General features: G+C 45.1%; 21 protein-coding genes. 18 read left to right on the top strand and 3 right to left on the bottom strand.

Annotated elements, in window-relative coordinates:
* Nucleotides 1–16: 16 nt before the first annotated feature.
* On the top strand, nt 17–1114 hold the full coding sequence (locus ABRS97_RS13635) for a GerAB/ArcD/ProY family transporter (protein WP_367814668.1): 1098 nt from the start codon (nt 17–19) through the stop codon (nt 1112–1114).
* On the opposite strand, the gene ABRS97_RS13630 is transcribed toward ABRS97_RS13635, so the two are convergent.
* Complete coding sequence (locus ABRS97_RS13630; protein ID WP_367814666.1) at nt 1108–1998, bottom strand: SDR family oxidoreductase; 891 nt, start codon at nt 1996–1998, stop codon at nt 1108–1110. The two genes, ABRS97_RS13635 and ABRS97_RS13630, sit on opposite strands and share 7 nt — an antisense overlap.
* A gap of 36 nt (nt 1999–2034) precedes the next feature.
* Nucleotides 2035–2232 carry a spore gernimation protein GerPD gene (locus tag ABRS97_RS13625; protein WP_367814892.1) on the bottom strand — a complete coding sequence of 66 codons (198 nt, stop codon included), beginning with the start codon at nt 2230–2232 and terminating at the stop codon, nt 2035–2037.
* Between the two features lie 116 nt (nt 2233–2348).
* On the opposite strand from ABRS97_RS13625, the gene ABRS97_RS13620 reads away from it, so the two are divergent.
* From ABRS97_RS13620 to ABRS97_RS13595, 6 genes are read left to right on the top strand one after another with little or no spacing between them, the layout of a single operon-like run.
* Nucleotides 2349–2609: a spore germination protein gene (locus tag ABRS97_RS13620; protein WP_367814664.1), complete on the top strand. Its 261-nt coding sequence runs from the start codon at nt 2349–2351 to the stop codon at nt 2607–2609.
* On the top strand, nt 2593–2820 hold the full coding sequence (locus ABRS97_RS13615; RefSeq protein ID WP_367814662.1) for a spore germination protein GerPB: 228 nt from the start codon (nt 2593–2595) through the stop codon (nt 2818–2820). Before ABRS97_RS13620 ends, ABRS97_RS13615 begins: the two co-directional genes overlap by 17 nt.
* Before the next feature lie 51 nt (nt 2821–2871).
* Complete coding sequence (gene gerPC / locus ABRS97_RS13610) at nt 2872–3483, top strand: spore germination protein GerPC (RefSeq protein ID WP_367814660.1); 612 nt, start codon at nt 2872–2874, stop codon at nt 3481–3483.
* Nucleotides 3484–3487: 4 nt separating this feature from the next.
* On the top strand, nt 3488–3700 hold the full coding sequence (locus ABRS97_RS13605; protein ID WP_367814658.1) for a spore gernimation protein GerPD: 213 nt from the start codon (nt 3488–3490) through the stop codon (nt 3698–3700).
* Nucleotides 3697–4074 (top strand): spore germination protein GerPE, encoded by a 378-nt coding sequence (locus ABRS97_RS13600; RefSeq protein ID WP_367814656.1) that lies wholly within the window; start codon nt 3697–3699, stop codon nt 4072–4074. Before ABRS97_RS13605 ends, ABRS97_RS13600 begins: the two co-directional genes overlap by 4 nt.
* 51 nt (nt 4075–4125) lie before the next feature.
* Nucleotides 4126–4329, top strand: a complete 204-nt coding sequence (locus ABRS97_RS13595; RefSeq protein WP_367814654.1) for a spore germination protein — start codon at nt 4126–4128, stop codon at nt 4327–4329.
* An 8-nt stretch (nt 4330–4337) separates the two neighbouring features.
* On the opposite strand, the gene ABRS97_RS13590 is transcribed toward ABRS97_RS13595, so the two are convergent.
* Nucleotides 4338–5957 (bottom strand): GMC oxidoreductase, encoded by a 1620-nt coding sequence (locus ABRS97_RS13590; protein WP_367814652.1) that lies wholly within the window; start codon nt 5955–5957, stop codon nt 4338–4340.
* A gap of 192 nt (nt 5958–6149) precedes the next feature.
* On the opposite strand from ABRS97_RS13590, the gene ABRS97_RS13585 reads away from it, so the two are divergent.
* The 11 genes from ABRS97_RS13585 (at nt 6150) to ABRS97_RS13535 (ending at nt 22523) form a co-directional block, all read left to right on the top strand.
* Nucleotides 6150–6857, top strand: a complete 708-nt coding sequence (locus ABRS97_RS13585; protein WP_367814650.1) for a ThuA domain-containing protein — start codon at nt 6150–6152, stop codon at nt 6855–6857.
* Between the two features lie 408 nt (nt 6858–7265).
* The gene (locus tag ABRS97_RS13580; RefSeq protein WP_367814648.1) at nt 7266–9428 is read left to right on the top strand and encodes an alpha-galactosidase; all 2163 of its coding nucleotides are present in this window, start codon (nt 7266–7268) and stop codon (nt 9426–9428) included.
* A gap of 19 nt (nt 9429–9447) precedes the next feature.
* The gene (locus ABRS97_RS13575) at nt 9448–10407 is read left to right on the top strand and encodes an ABC transporter permease (RefSeq protein WP_483312454.1); all 960 of its coding nucleotides are present in this window, start codon (nt 9448–9450) and stop codon (nt 10405–10407) included.
* Nucleotides 10408–10419: 12 nt separating this feature from the next.
* On the top strand, nt 10420–11319 hold the full coding sequence (locus ABRS97_RS13570; protein ID WP_367814646.1) for a carbohydrate ABC transporter permease: 900 nt from the start codon (nt 10420–10422) through the stop codon (nt 11317–11319).
* A 62-nt stretch (nt 11320–11381) separates the two neighbouring features.
* Nucleotides 11382–13082: an ABC transporter substrate-binding protein gene (locus ABRS97_RS13565; RefSeq protein WP_367814644.1), complete on the top strand. Its 1701-nt coding sequence runs from the start codon at nt 11382–11384 to the stop codon at nt 13080–13082.
* A 921-nt stretch (nt 13083–14003) separates the two neighbouring features.
* The gene (locus ABRS97_RS13560; RefSeq protein WP_367814642.1) at nt 14004–15053 is read left to right on the top strand and encodes a LacI family DNA-binding transcriptional regulator; all 1050 of its coding nucleotides are present in this window, start codon (nt 14004–14006) and stop codon (nt 15051–15053) included.
* Between the two features lie 354 nt (nt 15054–15407).
* Nucleotides 15408–16460 carry a substrate-binding domain-containing protein gene (locus tag ABRS97_RS13555; RefSeq protein ID WP_367814640.1) on the top strand — a complete coding sequence of 351 codons (1053 nt, stop codon included), beginning with the start codon at nt 15408–15410 and terminating at the stop codon, nt 16458–16460.
* Between the two features lie 92 nt (nt 16461–16552).
* Nucleotides 16553–18040: a sugar ABC transporter ATP-binding protein gene (locus ABRS97_RS13550; protein WP_367814638.1), complete on the top strand. Its 1488-nt coding sequence runs from the start codon at nt 16553–16555 to the stop codon at nt 18038–18040.
* Nucleotides 18037–19041 carry an ABC transporter permease gene (locus ABRS97_RS13545; protein WP_367814635.1) on the top strand — a complete coding sequence of 335 codons (1005 nt, stop codon included), beginning with the start codon at nt 18037–18039 and terminating at the stop codon, nt 19039–19041. Before ABRS97_RS13550 ends, ABRS97_RS13545 begins: the two co-directional genes overlap by 4 nt.
* A gap of 90 nt (nt 19042–19131) precedes the next feature.
* On the top strand, nt 19132–20946 hold the full coding sequence (locus tag ABRS97_RS13540) for a cache domain-containing sensor histidine kinase (protein WP_367814633.1): 1815 nt from the start codon (nt 19132–19134) through the stop codon (nt 20944–20946).
* The gene (locus ABRS97_RS13535) at nt 20943–22523 is read left to right on the top strand and encodes a response regulator transcription factor (protein ID WP_367814631.1); all 1581 of its coding nucleotides are present in this window, start codon (nt 20943–20945) and stop codon (nt 22521–22523) included. The genes ABRS97_RS13540 and ABRS97_RS13535 overlap by 4 nt, the downstream gene beginning before the upstream one ends.
* Nucleotides 22524–22627 lie beyond the last annotated feature (104 nt).

The raw sequence follows: 22627 nt of genomic DNA, 5'->3' as shown, positions 1-22627 counted from the left end.
GGAAACGGAGGATGAAATGAACAACAATGAATCGATAAGCGCAAAACAAATATCCATCCTTTTTTTTATATTTTTAACTGGTTCTGCGATCATAAACATCCCTGGGCCTTTAACAGCTCTTGCCAAGAACGGGGCCTGGATTTCCCTTATCATTTCATGGACCATCGGCAGTTTGCAACTAGGATGTTTGCTGTATTTAAACGGGAAGTTCCCAGGATTAAGCTTTATCGATTATGGACGAAAAACGTTTGGAAATTTGTTGACTATACTTCTTGCGCTTCCGTTTATTTCACTTGTTTTACATATGGCTTCAGGCATTGTGCTGGATATGGGGTTGTTTTTTAAAAGCTCGATGATGAAAGATACGTCTGTATATATTATCCATGGTTTCATTTTTTTTCTTATTTCATTGACTGCGCGCTCAGGCATTGAAACGATGGCGAGAATGTTCACCGTGCTCATGTCAATCACCATGTTGGCAGTCTTTGTCACTTTGCTTTTGGCCAGTTACTATTTTCATCCAGAGTTTCTGCTGCCCATTGCTCCTGATGGAATCAAACCGATTCTTTTTGGAACTTATTTCACCTGTGGGTTCCCATATTCGGAAATTTTTCTTTTCTCTATGCTTCTACATTATGTTAGCAAGGAAGACAAAAAAAATATGAATAGAGGCATGTTCCTTGCTCTTTTGGTCAATGGCTTGTGCTTCATTCTTGTAACTGTGTGTGCGATTATGATATTAGGTCCTGCGTCCGGCAACATCAAATTTGCGCTGTATCAAATTGCGCGGTTGATTGGTATCCAGGATATCATCGAAAGAATCGAATCCGTTATCGGTTATGCGCTGGTTGTTGGCTCTTATATGAAAGCAACGCTTGCGCTATTGGTGTTGACTTTGACAATTGCCCGGCTTCTCAAACTGCCCGATCACCGTATATTGATTTTCCCGCTTGCGTTTGTCAATTTATTGCTCTCCGTCGTGTTGTTTAAAGGGGAGTCAAGATGGGGTGAAGTATTAACGAATGTTTGGCCGCTTTGGAATCTTATTGCCAATACATGTCCGCTCATTCTTCTTACGATCGTCACAATGATAAAAACGAATAAATCTCATTGACTAAAGTAATCCCCGCCGTTTACGTGTATCACTTGACCCATGACATAGGAAGAATCGTCGGAAGCCAAGTATACGTAGGCCGGGGCGAGATCGGCAGGCTGACCGCTTCTTTTCATGGGCGTATCAAAGCCGGAAGATGCATAAGACTCTGGTGGTGAGGAAGCGGGAATAAGCGGAGTCCATGTTGTACCCGGAGCTACCGCATTGACTCGAATGCCGCGATCAATTAACGATAAACTCAAGGAACGGGTGAACGTGCTGATAGCCCCCTTGGTTGCTGAGTAGTCAATTAAATCTCTATAGCCTCTTACCGCTGTCTCCGAGCTTGTATTGATGATCGTGCTTCCCGGCTTCAAATAGGGCAGAACCGCTTTCGTCAGATAAAACATAGAAAAAATGTTCGTTCGAAACGTTAATTCGATCTGCTCACGGGTAATATCCTCAATGCTCGTTTGATAAAATTGGATCGCAGCGTTGTTGACTAATGTGTCAATTCTCCCAAAGGCGGATATCGTTTGTTCCACAATCTGTTTGCAAAACGCCTCGTCGCCAATATCCCCGGCAATCGTGATGCACCGCCTGCCAAGCTCCATTACTCTCTCTCTCGTCTCTGCGGCATCGCCATGTTCATTGTAATAAACAATGACGATGTCTGCTCCTTCTTTGGCAAAAGCGTAAGACACAGCTCTTCCTATACCGCTGTCACCGCCTGTAATGATGGCCACTTTGTTTAAAAGTTTGCATGCACCTATGTAGGATGGCTTCTCGGATATAGGCCTTGGGATCATGATCGATTCGATGCCTGGCTGCTGTGGTTGATATTGCGGAGGGTGGAAAATGGGAATTGTTTGGCACTTTTTGTAACTGCCGAATATTCTCTTCATGGTATCCCTCTCTTTGCGATTGTTCGGATTTCCCAATCAGCTTAAGGATTGATTGCGGTTCTTTTCTTTGGAACGGATCGGAACTTTCGGCGTGATCAATAACGAGTCAGATGGTGTGTCAAAATAGGCAGAACTGGTGATGGTCTCTGTGTCGCCAAATAAAAAGACAGACGAAGCGGAAATGCCTTTTATTTTGATGGTATCAATCTCTACTTTTTTATTCCGTACAGTCATTTTCACTTCCAAGCCCTCCTGGTCGATGATTTCCTTTTTATTCTATGTAAAATTGAGGCTTAGGTGAACACCTATAGATATCTGAACATATTGTAGGATTAAAAAGGATGTAGGTTATGCCGACTATTGTTGGAACTGTGAATGTTAATTCCTTGAGCGGAGTTCTGAATATCGGAGATGCCCGAACGATTGCACCGCAAGGTTTTTTTAGAACCTATGCAGGCGGCGGTTCCTTTAATTCCGGAGAGCATTTAAATGTTAACACTGCCCCGAGTGTCATTAATGTTTATGGAATTGACGCGTTTGAACAGTATAGCCCTTCGCCGAGCCCCGCTATTATTAGTGCAGGAGTGAGTAACGATGAATCTATTCATTGAGCAAAATATTGTCATTCATACGATAAAAATTGACGGGATTTCAAACTCTTCCGTTTTTCAGATTGGAAGCGCGGGCGTGATCAAATCATTATCCCAGTTTTATAATTCAGGGCAATTTACTCAGCCGGCCCCATCGTTAGGACAACAAATGTTGAAACCTACACAAATCTATGTTCCTTTGATTGAACCTCCGCAAGTATTTGAGCGATAAACAGCAAGCGCCCTGCATCTCGATCAAATCAGAATAAGCGAGGTCGATTTTATGTATATGAGTTCTGAATGGCAACGATACTTACAGCAACTGCACGGATACTTACATTATCAAAGCAATCAAATCAAAGAGCTTCAAGGCATGATGCAACAGCTTCTACAAGAAATGAACAGTTTGAAACAAAAATGTGCGCAGCCTGCCACAATCAGGAATGAATACAAATTCGATTTATTAAAAGTCGAGAAATTGTCAGGAACATTAAATATAGGAATAAAGCCAAACGGTACGGATTCATCCATTGAGGAATTCGCCGTTGAGCAATCGACCAATGTAGCATCGATAGAAAATGAATCCCCTGAACTGTTTGACGATATCCAACGACATATATCGGAGTATTTCAATGATGAAGCGTTTCAAACGCTTAAAAACTGCGAGAAGAACAACCATTATAACTTGGATGATCCTTATCGGAAATTTATTGTTGAGGATGTCAAAAAACAAATAGACGGGCGAATCCAATATTACTTGAATCAGGTCAAAAAAGAAGCAACAGAAAGGGAAGATGATCAATTTGTACAGTCCATTACAGATAAAATAAAACGGGATATTGAACAGACATTTGATTCATTTATTCGAAGTTTACCAAAAGAAAGGAATCAATAAGGAAATGGAATATCATATCATCAACGGGAAGTTCTCTGTAAATCATATTGATTTATTCGGAATTGGCAGTTCATCCAATTTTATGGTCGGGGATATTAAACATGTTTCATTGTTTTTTGCTATTGAAGAGCCGCCGGAAGACAAAATTATTGGTGTGACCATTCCTGTAGTTCCCTTGCAAGAGCCAACTGCCGATGAAGGGGGTGACGGTCATTGAGCAATCGAATCACATCCGTCGGCAGTTTCAAAAACAGCGTTACAGACAATATCTCTGTTGTCCAAATTGGAGACAGCGAAAAGTTTATCCCACTCATTTATTCGATAGCTGTCCAGCGTGAAAAAGCGATTTTTTATGACAATGAATTTAATTATCGTGACTATACCCTCTTTTCCCGATCCTTATCGCATCCGGTCATAACGGAAAATATAACGATGACCCGTATGAATGAAACGCCGGTTATTCAAGCCGGGGACATCTATATTTTCAGAATTACAGGTTCCAGTCTCGCCCAACTTGGTTCAAGCGGCATAATGAAAGCCGAGGTGCGAATTAAAAACATTCGCCATTTATTGAGAGAACCGTCCTCCTGATCACGCTCTACCTGTTCGTTGTTGAAATTACAATTTCTGGGAGTGAAGCCAGTGCCTTCAATCGTTGTGAATATAAATATTAACAGTAACTCAGGAACGGTGAATTTCGGCGATACCCTCGAAATTGCCCCGAAGAACTCTTCTAAATCTGTTTCCGGGCCTGGCGGAAGTACGGGGAATGTTGTAAATACAGTGAATGGCACAACCATCAATAATGTGCTGGACCCTAGTATAATCGATAATTCAATCGCATAAGCAGGCAGTTAGCTCAAGGTGCGTGCAAGATAGTCCGCTGTGCGCATGGCCAAAGCAACTGTAGTCAGTGTCGGATTCGCCGCGCCGAGGAAGGGCAGGACACTGTTGTCTGCGACATAAAGCCCGGAAATGCCGTGGACCTGACCGTACCTGCCGGTTACGGAGGTCTCCGGATCGAGGCCCATTCGGCATGTTCCCGATTCATGATCGCCCGCAAGAGACTCCTGAAAACTGAGGGAGATCAGCGGGGCGCCGAGCAAGTCCGTAATTTGTCTCACTGCTTGTGCCGACTGCCGCAGAATGGTTTGGTCTGTTTCATTGTAATCAAGGCGGACTTGTACTTGAGGCATGCCATACTCGTCTCGCGCATGAGGGTCCAGGGTGATCTGGTTCTCGAATCTCGATTCAACTCTGCCGACGCCGATAATCTGCAGTTCCATTTGTTCCTTGAATGGAATTTGTTTGTCGAAGTAAAAACGGTAATCGATTGGCCCTTCAATTTGCACCTGGTACGGGCGTTCTTTTGACTCAGGTATCAATATGCCGATCGTTCCTAGCACATACGGATAATCCTTGCGATGGATCAATGCCCGCCCGGCTGCATTCGAATGATTAGTCAGGTAATGGCCTATCGCTCGTCCATGAATGCCGGAATTGAGCAGAATACGAGGGGTCTCAACTGTGCTTGCGCTTAAAACGACATATTTTGCTTTCAGGTTGAAAGAGCGTTTATCCGGCGTCATGACTTGTACGCCCTCTGCTTTTCCCTTATTTGTTAATACCCGAACGGCGCGGGACAATACAGCAAGATCATAAGGCCTCCTGTTTAATGCCTGGGCCAGGAATGTGATCGAACTGAAAAAAACGTTGGAGTGAATCTCTCCATACTTGGTCGGTTCAAGATCGACTGCCATCGGCTCGTTCATGGCATCAAAGTAGGGGCTGTTCCAAAGGCGGTTCAAATAAATTTGATTGATCGGAGAGCCTTTCGAATAATCATCTGTCACACACATTACCTGCTCGGCGATGCTGTAGTAACGATCCATTTCCAGTTCCTGAACCGGCCAGTCAGAGTTAGCTATATACATGCGCGGACTCAACGCACTCCATCCAAGTGTTCTTCCTCCCAATGCGATCACTTTTCGAAACCTCGTGCCAGGGATCGGAATCGCAAATTTGGGATCGTGGTAGGCAATGTCGAGATAGCGCTGTGTATTCATGGTCTGGATGTTCAAGAGATTGGTTGGCAAGAGCAACTCGCCTGCTTCTATAACGCCGATCTTCTTCCCGTTATTTCCCCATTGTTGACACAATCGCCAGAGAACAGCTCCGCCCCCCGCCCCGGTTCCTACGATTAGCACATCATACTCGGTTTGGCTCATCTTCTCGAGCGAAGTTATCGGGATCCAATCCACTGTGGAAACCGGGCTGATGGAAGTCGCGGATAAGCCTTGTTGTGGAGCAGGCGATGGTTTCTGTGTGCGGGGAAGGTTTACATGCATGCCGGCAAGCGGTACATCAGGTCCTGAAATACGCGGGTTTAACGTAATCATTGTATCAAGTTCTATGTGGAGCTTCTTTGCAATTGTTCGTAATGTATCGAGCGTGCCGGCTACATAAATTTTCAAATATGTTCACTTCCTTATTAATAAAATATAGAAGCCTAGCCGTAGATTTATATGCCGATCTGAAGCATTCGAATACAGTAAATAATTTGTTTATTGAGTTTATATAGAAGGAGATTCGTGCAACCAGCATACATTGAGTGTTACGGCATCGCATACATTGGTGGAGAATAGAGGTGAAAGGAAGGGAAGCATATGATGTCAATGCCGCTCCCGATCGTTAATGGCGTTTATAATCCTTGGCGGAATCAGATCCGCAAACAAGCTTTGATTGTACAAGGTGGTTATCCGGGTCACCAACCCCGTGTGATTGCCGGAATATTAGCAAGAATATTGAAAGAAGAAAATTTTGAGGTGGAAATCGCGGATTCACTTGATGTATTTCTGGATGTAGAAAAACTGAAGAGAATGGATTTGATCGTTCCCGACTGGACTGCCGGTACAATTACCGCGGAGCAGCTGCGCAATTTCACGGATGCTGTTCAAAATGGTACGGGTCTCGCGGGGGTCCACGGTATGGGTGACGCCTTCCGTTGTGAAATCAGCTATCAGGCCATGGTGGGCGGCCAGTTCCTTGCGCATCCTGGGGATACGGGGGCGACCTACAGGGTTCATATTGTCGATCCGTACAATCCGCTGGTCGTAGGGATCGGGGATTTTACCGTGACTACAGAGCAATGGTATATGATGTATGATCCGTCTGTTCAAGTGCTTGCCGCCACTTATTTCGATCACGTGAATCCGCCGCTTATTTGGAGACCGGTTTGGATGCCCGTGTCCTGGATAAAGATGTACGGGAAAGGGCGTGTATATTTTAACGCGCTGGGGCATTCCCCCGATATCCTCTTGCTGCCGCAGGTGGAAACGATGGTTCGAAGGGGCATGGTCTGGGCGGCAAGATGAATCTTTTTTAAGTGCAAACGAACCAATAAATGGAGACGAGATTCAATCAAATAGAAATCAGGAATGACGAAGCGGCTGAGCAGGATGTATTCTGTTCGGTCTTTTTGTGCGGCCAATAGACTAGGTGCGATGTATTTCGTGAAAAAAAGTTAGGTGATAATGGTATGTTGTTAGGTGAGAAGAGAAGGCGGGATCGCCTATATGCGAAATTGCTGAAAAATTACCACTTAAAAGGCTATATTCATGTCGATAGATGGAACGGTTCGTTATAAACCAGTGTCTCGATATGCACATAAGCTCTTGAATATTACAAAAAAGTTTTCTTAAAAAACTAATTTACAAACAAACATTTTATTGATATATTATTAATTGTTATGTTAAATGTTATTGATGTTAGGAGATCAACTGATGGGAATCTTCATTGATGAAGAGCAACGACGGTTTCATTTGCAAGCCAAAGACATGAGTTATGTCATTCAAATCCATGATCGCGGGTATCCGCTTCATGTATATTGGGGGAAAAAATTGCAGATTAGCCAGGTGGCCTGCGAATTGTACTCGCAACTCCTGAACGAGACCAATCTGGATAAGCTTCCCCAAGAATATCCGCAATATGGTACCGGGGATTTTCGCAATCCGGCTTATCAAGTCGAACTTGAGGATGGCAGCCGGATAAGCGAGCTTACGTATCAAAGCTACCGCTTGCTGTCAGGTAAACCTGCACTGGAGGGGCTGCCAGCGACATATGCAGAACTGGAGTCGGAAGCGCAGACGCTTGAACTGGAGCTGCTGGACGTGTATTCGGGATTGACAGTATGGCTAAGTTATACCGTATTCGTCGAATACAATGCCATCGCGCGATCGGTACGATTTTTCAATGGCGGTTTGAAAGCGCTTCACCTTCACCGCGCATTGAGCGCTAGTGTGGACTTGCCTCGCTGTGATTTGAATGCCGTATATTTATCAGGCGCATGGACGAGAGAGGGGCAAATCCAGAGCCGGCCGCTTGGCCCCGGCGTAACACGAATCGAAAGCAGAAGAGGTGCCAGCAGCCATCAACTTAATCCTTTCATGGCGCTTGCAGCTCCGAATGCGGATGAGGTGCAAGGGGAAGTTTTCGCTTTCAGTTTTGTGTATAGCGGCAACTTCGTTATCGACGCAGAAGTGGATTCTATGCATTCCACCCGTATATCGATCGGAATCAACCCGTTTGATTTTATGTGGCGACTGCAGCCGGGAGAGCGGTTTCAGTCTCCGGAAGCTGTACTGGTTTATTCCAATAACGGTCTAGGAGCAATGTCTAGAACCTACCATTCGCTGTACAGGTCCCGTTTGTGCAGAGGGGTCTACCGGGACAAAGATCGTCCGATCCTGGTAAACAACTGGGAAGCGACTTATTTTCAATTCGACGCAGACAGATTGGAAGCGATTGCAAAAGAGGCGGTAGACCTCGGCATCGAGCTTTTTGTTTTGGATGACGGTTGGTTCGGCAAAAGGGATGACGACACGACATCGCTTGGCGATTGGGTTGAGGACAGGCGCAAGCTTCCGGAAGGGCTGCAAGGCATTTCAGAGAAAATTCGGGGGCTGGGCCTTCAGTTTGGGCTATGGGTTGAACCGGAGATGATATCGCCTGACAGCGAGTTGTATCGCAAGCACCCGGATTGGTGCCTCCATGTGGATGGGCGCAGGCGAACGGAAGCGAGAAGCCAGCTAGTGCTCGATTACACGAGAGAAGAGGTCGTCGACTATATATTCGAAACACTTAGTTCGGTGTTCGAAAGGGCTCAAGTGACCTATGTGAAATGGGATATGAATCGGAATATGACAGAAATCGGCTCTTCCGTTCGAGCTCCTGTGCAGCAAAAGGAAACGGCCCATCGTTACATACTCGGACTATATCGGTTGCTGGAACGCTTGACGGTCCGTTTCCCGCATATCTTGTTCGAGAACTGTGCCAGTGGCGGAGGGCGTTTCGATCCGGGCATGCTCTACTACATGCCGCAAACATGGACCAGCGATAATACGGATGCTATAGAACGCTTGAAAATTCAGTACGGAATGAGTCTCGTTTATCCGGTTAGCGCAATCGGAGCCCATGTATCGGCAGTGCCGAATCATCAGGTTGGGAGAATGACTCCGCTTACGACAAGAGGCGACACTGCGATGTCCGGCAACTTTGGATACGAGCTTGATCTGACTAAGCTGTCTGAAGAAGAGAAGAGCATCGTGAAAGAGCAAGTCCTGCAGTATAAGCGATTCCGATCTCTCGTTCAGACAGGAAACTACTACCGGCTGCTCAGCCCCTTCGCGGGCAACGAATCGTCATGGATGTTCATCTCCGAGGATCAAACGGAAGCGCTTGTGTTCTATTTCCGGGTGCTGGCAGAGTCCAACATACCGGTACGGAGGCTGAAGCTGCATGGCTTGAATCCGGAATTGGTTTATGTAAATACAGGGACCGCTCAAATGATGTCCGGAGATCGCTTGCTTCATGATGGACTATCATTGCCGCAGGTGAAGGGCGATTACGCGAGCACCTGGATTCATTTGCAGGCATCACCTAGATAATGAGAGGAGTTGGTTTTCGATGACCCCAGAAAAGGAAGCTTCCTTATCCATGGCAATCCCGAAGCGAGGGAAATCCAAATGGTCGATCGCACTCGACCAGAAGTACTTGTTTCTCATGTCGGTTCCGTTTGTTATCTGGATTCTCATCTTCAATTATATACCGGTTTGGGGCTGGACAATGGCTTTCCAGAAGTTCAAGCCCGGCATCCCCTTCAGCCAGCAAACCTGGGTTGGTTTCGACAATTTCATCGCGCTGTTTTCGGAGCCCCATTTTTATCTTGTGCTGCGGAATACGCTTGTGATGAGCTTTATGGCTTTGGCCGCCGGTTATACGGTGCCGATTCTGTTCGCCATATTTTTAAATGAAATTCGGTTCATGCCGTTTAAACGGACGATGCAAACCATCTCGTATTTGCCCCATTTCGTCTCATGGGTCGTAGTGGCAGGACTGATTTCCAAAATACTGTCAACAGACGGGGGTATCATCAACCAGATGCTCGTCGGCCTGCGCATTATCGACAAGCCGATTCAGTTCATGGCCCATGGAGAATGGTTCTGGGGCATCGTCACAATGTCCGATTTGTGGAAGGAGATGGGCTGGAATTCAATCATTTATTTGGCGGCCATTTCCGGTATCGATCCCGAATTGTACGATGCCGCCAAGGTAGACGGCGCGGGCAGGTTCAGGCGTATTTGGCACATCACATTGCCAGGCATACGGCCGACAATCATGGTCATGATGATTTTGTCAATTGGCTGGTTGACCAGCATAGGGTTCGAGAAGCAGTTCCTTCTTGGCAACAGTATCGTACAGGATTATTCCGAGGTGCTCGATTTATACGTGCTTAACTACGGAATTAAAATGGGACGCTTTTCCTTCGGTACAGCCGTTGGGATTGTGAATTCAATCGTAAGCATTACGCTGCTGCTGATTTCGAACCGTGTGTTTAAACGGTGGACAAATGAAAGCGTTATCTAAGGGGGCGAAGCGATGACGACAATGAAAATGAAATCCGAAAACACCATTTTCGATATCTTTCTGTATGCTTTCATGATCGCTGTGGCTGTTGTAACCATGTATCCCTTCTTGAATGTGCTGGCGATCTCGTTCAACCAGGCGATGGATACAGTCAGAGGCGGCATTTATTTGTGGCCCCGAATATTTACTTTGGAAAATTACAAGGAAATATTCATCTACAACAATTTGCTTATTGCGTTTAAAAACTCCTTATTCCGCACAGTGATCGGCACCGTGTTTGGCGTGTTCAGCGCTGCAATGGTGGCCTATGTGCTAAGCCGGAAAGATTTTATCGCCAGAAAACAAATTTCGCTCTTGTTCGTCCTGACCTTGTATTTTTCCGGAGGCATCATCCCGATCTACATGCTCATTCGTGATTTGCATTTGATGAACAGCTTCTGGGTGTATGTTTTGCCGGGACTCGTCAATGCATGGAACATTTTCGTGATCCGATCCTATATGGACGGGCTTCCGATCAGTCTTCAGGAGTCAGCCAAAATCGATGGGGCCAACGATATGACGATTTTTTTCAAAATCATCCTTCCCCTTTGTAAGCCGGTGCTGGCGACCATTGCGCTATTCATTGCGGTCGGGCAATGGAATTCCTGGTTTGACACGTTCCTCTATAACAGCAATTCGGATTATCTGACGACGCTGCAATATGAACTCATGAAAATATTGGCAAACACAACATCAGGGGCAAGCAGCGCCGACATGGCCAGAAGCGGCAACCCTGAGCTTTCTACACGCGTATCGCCGGAGTCGATTCGGGCTTCCATCACCATTGTAGCAACACTTCCCATTCTGGTCGTGTACCCTTTCCTTCAGAAATACTTCGTCCAGGGATTGACGCTCGGGGCTGTAAAGAGTTGAGTACATGCGGTATTAGCAGAGATTCTGTTACATACAAACTAAATAATAAGGGAGGCATTAGCATGGAAAAAACAAAAAAATGGGCTGCCGTAACCCTGGTGGCATCGCTTCTTGTACTCGCGGGATGTGCGAACGCAGGCACAAGCGGCACTGGCGGATCTAGCTCCTCGAAGGATGGAGGTTCGTCGCCAAGTGTAAGCTCGGATGACAAAAAACCGACTACGATCACGATGTTCAGCGCAGATCTCAATACCAACTACGAAAATATGCAAAGCCCCGTAGGCAAAAAGATTACAGAGCTTACAGGCGTGACGATGAAAATCGATTATCCGGTCGGTGATCCGAAGCAGAAGGTTTCCCTGATGGCCGCCAGCGGCGAATACCCGGATCTCATTTTCGCCAAAAACGATACGAACCTGATCGTCAACGCCGGTGGCTTTATCGATCTGGCACCTCTTATCGATAAGTATGGACCGAACATCAAAAAGCTGTATGGCGACTATCTGAATCGTCTGCGCTGGAGCAAGGATGATCCGTCTATTTACTACCTGGGCACCTATTTCGTTAACCAGCAACAGTGGGAGCCGAAGGACGGGATGATGCTGCAGCATCAGGTCGTGAAGGAACTGAATTATCCGAAGCTTAAAACTTTGCAAGATTTTGAAAACGCTATTAAGACGTATAAGGATAATCATCCGACGATTAACGGGCAACCGACTATCGGCTTGACGCTGATTGCCGAGGACTGGCGCATCGCCCAAAGCATAACGAATCCGGCTGTGTTCTCAACAGGCGGCTCTGACGACGGCGAGTGGTATATCGACGAAAAAACGCAGAAGCCGGTTTTCCATTACACGCGTCCGGAAGAGAAGGAATATTTCAAATGGCTCAACCACATGTATGCAACCGGTCTGATCGATCCGGAAAGCTTTACCCAGAAATACGACCAGTATAAGGCGAAAATTGCCTCCGGCCGCGTCCTTGGATTGATCGATTCCAAGTGGCAGTACCTGGAGCCGGAACAAGCGCTGAAGCTGGGGGGCAAACCGGAGCTTACCTACGGCGTTTATCCAATTATGCAGTCTGAAAGCCTCAAAAACCGAAACTTTCAAGATGCCGGTTACTCGGCTGGCTTCGGCATAGGCATTTCGAAGAGCGCCAAGGACCCTGTCCGCATTATCAAGTTCCTGGATTGGCTCTGTTCGGATGAAGCGCAAATTTTGAACAACTGGGGAATTGAAGGTGCCCAGTACAAGATTGAGAATGGCAAGCGGGTTGTTACGGATATGGATCAACGCAACGCGGATCCGCAATATGGCAAGAAAACGGGCATTGGCGTATACGGCTATCCGTTCCCGCAGCACGGCGATGGCGTGAAGGATCCTTCTGGCCAAACGTATACGATCAAGAGCGAACAGCAAATTATGGACTCGTACACGGCACCAGAGAAAGACGTACTGTCTCATTATAATGCGAAGATGTGGCAGGATCTGTTCCCCAAAGCGTCGGAATTCCAAGTTAAGCCATGGGGAGCCGCTTGGCAAATCAATATCCCATCGGATACGGATGGGGCAGTTATTTTCCAGAAGCTTCAAGGCATCGTCAGAAAACGTGTGCCTGAGATGATTGTGAAGTCGCCGGACAATTTCGACGTGCTTTGGGATACGTTCCAGAAAGAGATGGAACAAGCCGGGGTTCATAAATTGGAAGGCCAATTTGACCAACTGCTTAAGCAACGCATCGAGGTTTGGAATAAGAAGTAAATATGCGGGGAGACTGCCTGATGTTCAACATCAGGCAGTCTTTTTTTACAAAGAATGCTAAATTCTTTGCTGAACTACAGCGTTAGGGATACCCAATCTAACGCCAGTAAGCATATGTCGTTAGGTATGTGTGTGACGAGCTCGTTGAGCGGAGAAATTCCGCACGCATCGTGTGGTACGAGCATTTGACGGGATGGAGGTAGAAGATCCGGAAGTGTCACAGCGGTTTGGCGCATTGAAATACCGCCTCGATCTGTGAGAGATCGTCTTTTTGCACGGGTGAGCGGAACGTAGGTGCGTTATGCGGCGGTATTTTCGGTTGTAGGGACATTTCGCGGAACTACCGTGCGTTATGAGCAGGAAATGCTGAGTTTTAAGTGCATTTTGGCTTATTTAACGCACCCTAGTTCCACTTCAGGATGAGAAAAGGGACGTTACCGTGGAATAAGGCATCGTAGTTCCGTGAATATTGCTGTGCATGGGGAATAGGCGGACCGGCAGTACCTCCTCGGTTTTCTAGCGAAGCTTGCGGAGGCGAAATGTCTCCGGAATCCTTCTCTTACAGGGGTGTTGTGGACAGGAATACCAGATGGAAGACAGGTTAGTCAAAAGAGAAAGTGGAAGGCAGCACAAAGTCGAACAGAGGGAATGGGTATGGGGTGGAAAAGCGATAGCGTCCGCCTTTAAAGTCGTGTTCGCACCACCTTGTCCAATCAAGGAACACGACTTTAACAGCGGTTGGAACCCCATACTTAAGTTTCCTCTCTATGCGCCAACATGTGGGTTTAGACAAGAGCTTTTCTCCCAACCAAACGTAAGGGAAGAAGGGACGTGAGAAAACTAACTTTTCTATATTTGTTAGGTGAAATGCTCAGCAGTATGCTACAATGAGTGGTGTAGCTTATGATGGAGTGATCGTATATGAAAAGAGTGACGATGCAACAAATCGCCGATCAGGTAGGGGTATCCAAATTCGCCGTTTCACAGGCGCTATCCGGTAAACCCGGTGTTGGTGAAGAAACGAGAGCAAAAATTATACAGACCGCAACGTCTCTCGGTTATAACTTGGCCGCACAGTGGGGGGGAAAGAACGAGTCCGCCCAGCATAACATGAAAAAGGGAAAGTCCTCTATAGTGAAAAACACGGTTATCGTGCTTATGCCTAAAATACGATTTCAGGAGAGGAGCGCCGTGTTTTGGGGGAGGATCGTGGACGGGGTTTCCTCTGAACTGCAGAAGCAGGGAACCCGTTTGATGATGGTAACGGAGAACAATGCCGAAGGCTTTATCGATATCATTAATCCATCCGCCGTACTCGGTCTGATCGGCATTGGCTACATACCGAGCCAATTATTGCTGGAAATCAGAAAGACGGCCATTCCTTTCGTTTTGATCGACCATGAGGACCCGCTTATCCCTTGCGATTCGGTGTTCATTAACAATTATGACTGCTTCCGCAAGTTGACCGTAAATTTGGTCGCTCTCGGACATCGCCGAATGCGGTTCGTCGGCAATCCGAATTATTCACGAAGCTTTCATGAGCGTTGGCTTGGATTCCGTACGGTGCTTGAAGAGAATCGGCTTGTCGTCCCAGAGCCGGAAGATCCTTTGCTGAACCACGAGGACAACGCTCTTGAGGGTATCGAACAAACGATCGATAGGCTGATTGAAAGTAAAGATTTACCTCATGTTTTCGTTTGCGCGAACGATTTCTATGCGCATGCGGTAATGCGGCTGCTCATCGAACGTGGCATTCGGATACCGGAGGATGTATCGATTACAGGATTCGATAATACGCAGGAGTATCGCGATCTGCCAAGCTTGACTACGGTGCATGTGCACAATGAATTGATGGGTGTGCGGGCCGTGGAGGTACTGTTGAAAAGATTGAGGAGCCCAGACCTGCCTTTTGAGAAAACGCTGCTGTTCAGCGACGTGATCGTTCGCCAATCGGTTGGGAAAAGGGAGTAGTTTTAGATTTGATTTAAATATTCAAGCGGTAGCTTCGCTTCGCAAAAGGGCAGATGTATGGTTGTTCCATTTCCATACTTCTGTCCTTTTTATGTTTGGAATGGTTTACAGAAAAAAACAAAAATACTACAAGAAATATAAAACTACTCTCGTTGTAGGCGGTTGTTGTTCCAGCCTATAATTTACTTACAAGCAAGGAATGCTTCAAGTTGTAAGCTATTGTTTGAATAATCATTACAGGGGGTGAAGGAAGTCCCATCAGTAATCTTTGTTGGATATTTCTTGTAAGGGTATTTGTGATAGCGGTTTCAAAGAATGCAGTATCCAAAAACTCAAAATAGGGGAGTTGCTCCAATGAAAAACATGAAAAAATTATTGCTTCTTGCGACGGTCACCGTTTTTTCCCTTTCTCTAGCAGCCTGCGGCACTACGAAGACAGCCACTGAATCATCAAAACCAGCGGCAAACACGGAAGCCAAATCTCCTGAGAAGAAGACAGATCTGGTTGTGGCGGGTGTTGTGTTCCAAGAAGACCAATTCATGAAGCTTTTGTCACTTGGATACCAAGATGCTGCAAAAGCAGCGGGAGTTAAAGTGCTAACAGGCAACACAAGTAATGACCAAGGAAAAGAAGCAGAATTGATCAATACGTATATTTCGCAAAAGGTAAATGGCATCGCGATCGCGCCTTTGAATCAGGATTCCTCTGTCGCATCTTTAAAGAAAGCAGATGAACAAGGCTTGAAGGTTGCCGTAACGAATATTTCTTTGACGAATGCATCTTTTATCGCCGGCGGGTATACCTCGGAGAATAAAAATATTGGACAAATTACAGGTAAGGCAGCGGCACAATATATCAAAGAGAAACTTGACGGAAAGGCAAAAATCGCCATTCTACAGTACAAATCTCAACTTCCGCAACAAAGTTCCGACCGTGTAAACGGATTCCTTGATGAAGTGAAGAAAGTCAACCCTAACGTCGAAGTTGTTGCCGACCAAGACGCTTGGATTCAAGATAAAGCTGTATCAGTAACAGGTGATATTTTGACAGCGCATCCGGATATAAATATTGTTTGGTCGGCTAATGAGGGTGGTACAATCGGAGCGACAATGGCCGTGAAAAATGCCGGAAAAGCTGGCAAAGTAGCTGTGTTCGGCACAGATGCGAGCGATCAATTGATTTCAATGTTAAAGGATAAAGATGGCATTCTCCAAGCCATTACGGGGCAAGATCCTTACAACATGGGTTATAAAGCGATGGAGCTGCTCATCAAAAGTTTAAAAGGTGAAGATGTCAGTGCGAGCAAAGGGAAGACTACCATTGTAGACGGTATTCTGCTCAGCCGTTCCAATCCTGAAGGCATTGCCAAGTTCGAAGCCGATCTGAAAACGAAAATGGGTAAATAACCGTCTGGAATTTTCTTGCAAATGGGGTGCCCGGTCAGAAGAACGAGGCATCCCCAAACCATATAAACGAGAGAGAACTGTGAGGTAGGCCCATGAGTTTATTGGAGACCAGCAAAATAACGAAAGTATATCCAGGGACTGTGGCTTTGGACCAAGTCTCCGTATCGTTTGAAAGCGGAAAGGTGCATGCACTGCTTGGGAAGAATGGATCTGGAAAATCAACCTTGCTGAAAATTTTTTCAGGTGCGGTCGAACCTACACAGGGAGAGGTCATCCTGGATGGAGCGTCATTGAAATTTCGTGATCCGAGAGATGCTTTTGCAAAGGGTATTGTGACGGTTTATCAGGAGTTAAGTCTAGTACCCGGCTTGACTGTTGCGGAAAACATTTTTCTTGGCCGAATGCCTATGAAGGGTATGGTCGTGGACTGGAAAAAAACATATGCGATGGCGAATGAAATTTTAAAAGAACTTGGTGTGGATATTCCAGCAGAAGAAACGGTATACAACTTAAGCGTTGGTCAGGCCCAAATGATTGAAATTGTAAAAGCAATGAGCTTTAATCCGAAGGTTCTGCAATTGGATGAACCGACATCCGCCCTTGCGAAAAACGAAATTGAATCGTTATTCAAGATGATCAGGGAATTGAAAAAGAAGAATGTCATCATTATCTATGTTTCACACCGTTTGCATGAGCTTTGGGAAATTGCGGATACTTGCACGGTTTTGCGTGAAGGCCACTTTATCGGAAAAGCGCCCATGCAGGATTTGACTCGTAAAGATTTGATCGGCATGATGTTTGGCGATGTGGAAATACGAACCCGTCCCGAGAATTTAACGATATCGAGCGAAGTTGTACTGGAAGTAAAAGGGCTGACCCGTAAACATAAGTTTCAGGATGTAAGCTTTCAGTTAAGAAAAGGCGAAGTTCTTGGTATCGCGGGAATGCTCGGGTCAGGCCGAACCGAGCTGCTCAAATCGATCTTCGGCGCTGATCCGTTTGATAGCGGCGAAATTTATTGCAGTGGGCAGAAAATTCAATCGCCTACTCCGGAAAAGATGAAAAAAGCTGGACTGGCCTACACGCCGGAAGACCGTAAGCATGAAGGGCTCATTCAGATTGCTTCGATCAAGGATAATTTATGTGTGGCAAGCCTGGATTTAATAGCTAAGGGTTTATTTATCCGTAAAAAGGAAGAGGAATCTTTCGTTCAACGGCAAGTGAATGACCTCCAAATCAAGGTTGCGGATGTGAATCATCAGGTGTCCTCCCTATCCGGAGGGAATCAACAAAAAGTGGTTGTCGGAAATTGGTTAAACACGAAACCGAGCATTATGTTTTTTGATGAGCCGACGCGAGGCATTGATGTTAATGCCAAACAACAAATCTTTCAAATTATTTGGGAGCAGTCCCGCAAAGGGATTTCCAGCATCATGGTCTCATCGGAGCTGGAGGAGCTGCTTGAGGTTTGCCATCGCATCCTCATTTTGAAGGACGGAAAAATTTCAGGGGAGTATGCGCCGGAAGCTTTGAAAATAGAAGAGCTCTACGCGCTTAGTATGGGAGGGGAAGCATCATGAAAACATCAGCATCCGTAAATTTGTCTTCTTCGTCGTTTAATTTGAAGAAGAAATTAAGCAAGCATGTTCTGGAGATCATCCTTCTGGTCATCGTCATTATGATGACTTTCGCATCATCCGGCTTTTTAACCACGGATAACATCTTGAACATTTTAAGAAATATGGCATTGCAGGGCTGTATCGCCTTTGGCATGACGATTGTTATCATTGCTGGCGAGATCGATCTGTCCATTGGATCCACGGTTGCTTTAACGGGGGTCATTATTGGCCTTACGACCGGCAAGCTTGCAGGTGCGGGCATCATGTCGATGGATGCTGCCGTCATCGTGGGTATTATTCTGTCATTTGTGGCATCCGGTTTGATCGGGCTGTTTAACGGCTGGATTTTAACAAAGTATAAAGTCCCCTCTTTTATTATTACACTGGCTATGTTGAATGTTATCTATGGTGTTGCTGCTGTTATATCAAAAGGATTTCCGGTAACGACATTGCCCGCATGGTATAATGTACTGGGAGCCGGCCAACTATTCTCGATTCCGATTCCCGCCATTGTTTTGCTTATTGTATTCGCGATTATTTTTATCGTGATGAACTATACCAAATTCGGACGTTCCGTCTATGCGGTAGGCGGTAATCCGGAGTCAGCCCGCCTGTCAGGCATTAATGTGCCGCGTGTCAAAACGATATGTATGATAGTCGTCCAGCTCTGCTCCGCGCTTAGCGGTGTGCTCGTTTCTTCTCAGGTTATGTCCGGTTCGTTCAACTTCGGCAAAGGCTGGGAAATGATTGCGATTTCATCGGTCATTATTGGCGGCACGAGCTTGTTTGGAGGCATTGGCAAAGTATGGGGGACTTTTATCGGTTTGATATTCCTGGGTGTACTCATCAATGCGATGACGCTCTTGAATGTCAATGAATATGTTCAGTATATCGTCCGTGGGCTCTTGATATTGACGGCCGTGCTGATCACAACGATACAATTGATGAAGAAACGCAGTTAAACAAGATAGGACTATAATCGCGGTGGCGTCCCTTTTCCCTGTAAGATCAGGGTGAAGGGATTGTTCCATCTCAAGAGGAATGGACAGCGGATGATATTTCAAAACATTAGTTTTCGGATCAAAATGTTCATAAGTATGTTCATCGTTATCCTCATTCCCATGATCATTGTCAGTGCATTGCTCTACAATAGGTCCTCACAATCCATCACGGATCAGACTTCCAAGGTTGTCATAAGCAGTATTGATTTCGCTGTCAATAATATCGATTCCGCTCTTGATAATGTAACTGGATTAAGCAAGTTAATACTAACGGATAACCGTCTCTTAACCCTTGCTAAACAAGAAACACGGCTCACCCCAGAGGTGAAAAACGAAAAGTATGCAGGGATGTTGGATTTGCTTCGCTTTTTCATCACACGCATTAAAATTCAGAATGTGCTGGAAGGCACCGATTCCTTTTATTTATATTTGGTTAAGCAAAATGCAATCCTCGATTCTAAATCTACCTACTATGAAGATGTTGATGTGAATAATATTGATTTTATAAGCGAAAGTCAGAAGATAGACGGCAATGAACACTGGTTTGTAGCCGCTCCCGTCGATTATTATAGCTTGAATCATATTTCTAGCCGTCTGGAAGACAGTAAATTGATTTCCTTTAACAAGGTTCTAAAAGATGAAGAAGGGAATACGATCGCGGTTCTGTCTGTCAATGTAAGGGAGAGTTATATCAGCGACTATTATAGGAAAATACAAAGAGGCATTCCAGGGGATTTCGTCGTCTTGGATGCCGACTCTCATGTTGTTGCCCATTCAGATATGAGCGTTGTGGGAAACAAAACGGACCTCTTCGCACAGATTAACGATAAGATTCAATCGTCAGGAAAAGAAAGCGGCAGTTTTTTTGTCGATAAACAATTCATTGTCTATTCGATCTCAACGTATAACAAGTGGAGGTATGTCGTCGTTATACCATCGTCCGAGATTTTGGGAAAAGTATATGAAATCAGGAACTTTTTCATCGTCCTTGTCACAATTATGGCGATCATCATCTTTATGGTTAGTTTCTTTTTATCTAATCAGTTTTATAAACCTTTATTAAAGCTTATAAAAGCAATGCAAAAAATCGGAAACAGGAATTTGGATATACGAATACGGGACAATCGTCAAGATGAGTTTAGGCAGGTGTATCAAGGATTTAATGATATGGCGGATGAACTGAATGCGCTTGTCAAAGACCTTGCCAATGAAAAGCTGTATAAACTTGAAGCTGAAATTAAGCTGCTGCAGGCTCAAATCAACCCGCATTTTTTATACAATACGCTTGATTCCATCTATAGCATCGCGAAAATAAAAAAGGTCGAAGAGATATCACAAATGGTGGCTGCTTTATCCAAATTTTTCAGAATCAGCTTAAGCGGCGGCAAAGATATCGTTTCATTAAAAGATGCTGTAAGTTTAGTTGTCAGTTATTTAACTATTATCAATATTCGTTATCGAGGGGAGATCAGCTTTCATATAGATCTTCCAGAGGAGCTCGCAGATTGTCTGGTACCTAAAATGCTGCTGCAGCCTATTGTTGAGAACTCGGTCTATCACGGAATCGAGAAAGCAAGGGGATACGGTCATATTTCAATTGAAGTATCTTCTCTCGAAGGGAAACTCAAAATCATTGTGGAAGACAACGGCAGTGGAATGAAAGAAGAAGCATTATTGCGATTAAGGCAAAGCCTCCAGGTTGAAGCGACAGAGGAGACATCCAGCTTCGCCCTGAGAAACTTAATCCGACAAATCCGTTTAAAATACGGAGCCAGTTATGGCATTCAAATCGAGAGCGTCTCTGGGGAAGGAACGAGAGTAACGATAGAAATTCCGATAGTTGCCAAAGAGGTGCCTGCGACATGATAAAAATGATGGTAGTGGATGACGAAGCTTGGGTGCGCGAAAGACTGATCCATACCATAGATTGGGATCAGCTGGGGATCGAAGTGATTGATGAGGCAAGCTGCGGCAATGAAGCACTGGAGAAAGCGCTTCTACTTGCTCCCGATATCATTCTGACCGATATTCGCATGCCCCATATGGGGGGGCTTGAACTCATTCAATCTTTAAGAGAACGTCAGCTTCAGGCGAAAGTCATTATTATCAGTGGCTACAGTGACTTTGAATATGCCAAAAATGCGCTGTCTCTCGGCGCTTTCGACTATATACTGAAGCCGGTTGAAGACCATGATTTGCTTCATGTCGTAAGAAAATGTGTGGACCTCATTCAATCTGAGAAGAAAAAAGCGGAATTGCTGCAAAAGGCAGATACGCAAGTCAACAAGCGGTTACCTATGTTGAAAGAAATGGTATTCGTTAATCTGATCAATGGGCGGATTCAAAATGAACAAGAGATTGTTGCTGCTCTAAATGATTTTCAGATCGAACATGCAAATCTGAATCATTATTGTATGATTTTTCAATTTAAACAATCGCAAGAAGATGGCATAGATTTAGATGCCGAATTCACACAGTTCGTTATAGGAAATTTGGTCGGAGATATGCTTCAAGAGATGAACTGCAAAACGTTTACTTTTACACATTCTGATGAAGTAGTGGCCATTGTATCTTCTGGCCTTGCCACCGATAATCTTTGCCAGTTGATCGATTCGGCAGGCATCAGTCATATGATCTATAAAATATTTGGATGTCCTGTCGAAATTGGATATGGAGGATGCTGTTCTAACCTTATCGAGATTTCTTTGTCATACCGACAAGCGAAGCAGTCTTTATTGCTAAGCGGGTTTCTCAATCAAGAAAGCGGCACGACCTCAGCTGTTTCTGCTAAAACAGAGAAGTATAAGCATTATGAAATTGAAGGGTTAGTTAATTCAGTTAAATTGGGCGATAAGCAATCGGTTTTCATCCATTTGGATCGGCTTGTGAAAGAAAATAAACAAATGAATCTGATTGAGTTCAAGTTTTTATATTTTCAAATCCTCACCACAATAACAAGAGCCACAACCGAAAGCAAGCGGTCTATGGATGATGTTTCGAGATTCAGCTTACAGTTTTTCGAGTTATTGCAAAGCTCTCAGAACATTGATGAAATACGTCATTTATTTGAGGAAGCTCTCTTTAAAATCATGTCTTACTTGTGTAAAACACAAACGAAGAAGAAGCGGAAAGTGATTGAAAAGATCGTTGCATACATGGATGAGCATTATAACGAATCCATTAATCTAAATGCGGTTGCAGATGTATTCTTTATGAATGCTTCCTACTTAAGCAAAATCTTTAAAGAGGAAATGAACGTTTCATTCAGCAAATATGTGATGGAATATCGAGTGGAGAAAGCGATAGAGCTCATGAGGGATCCAACGAAAAAGATATATGAAATCGCGGGAACTGTCGGTTATGAAGACGTTCAATATTTCACAAAATTGTTCAAATCCATCAAAGGGGTAACGCCTGTTCAGTATCGAGAAAAGCTGAGTTGAACAACCTGAAAACCATGGAAACGAAACGTGACCCGGTGGTGCACTTTGAAAAAAGCGCTGCCTACCGGGTCACGTCTATTTCATGGCATTAAGGCAGTTATCCT

It is taken from the genome of Paenibacillus tabacirhizosphaerae, assembly GCF_040812395.1.
Classification (GTDB): domain Bacteria; phylum Bacillota; class Bacilli; order Paenibacillales; family NBRC-103111; genus Paenibacillus_E.
Note: the sequence above shows the minus strand (reverse complement) of the source record. Positions and strands in the feature narration are given on the sequence as shown.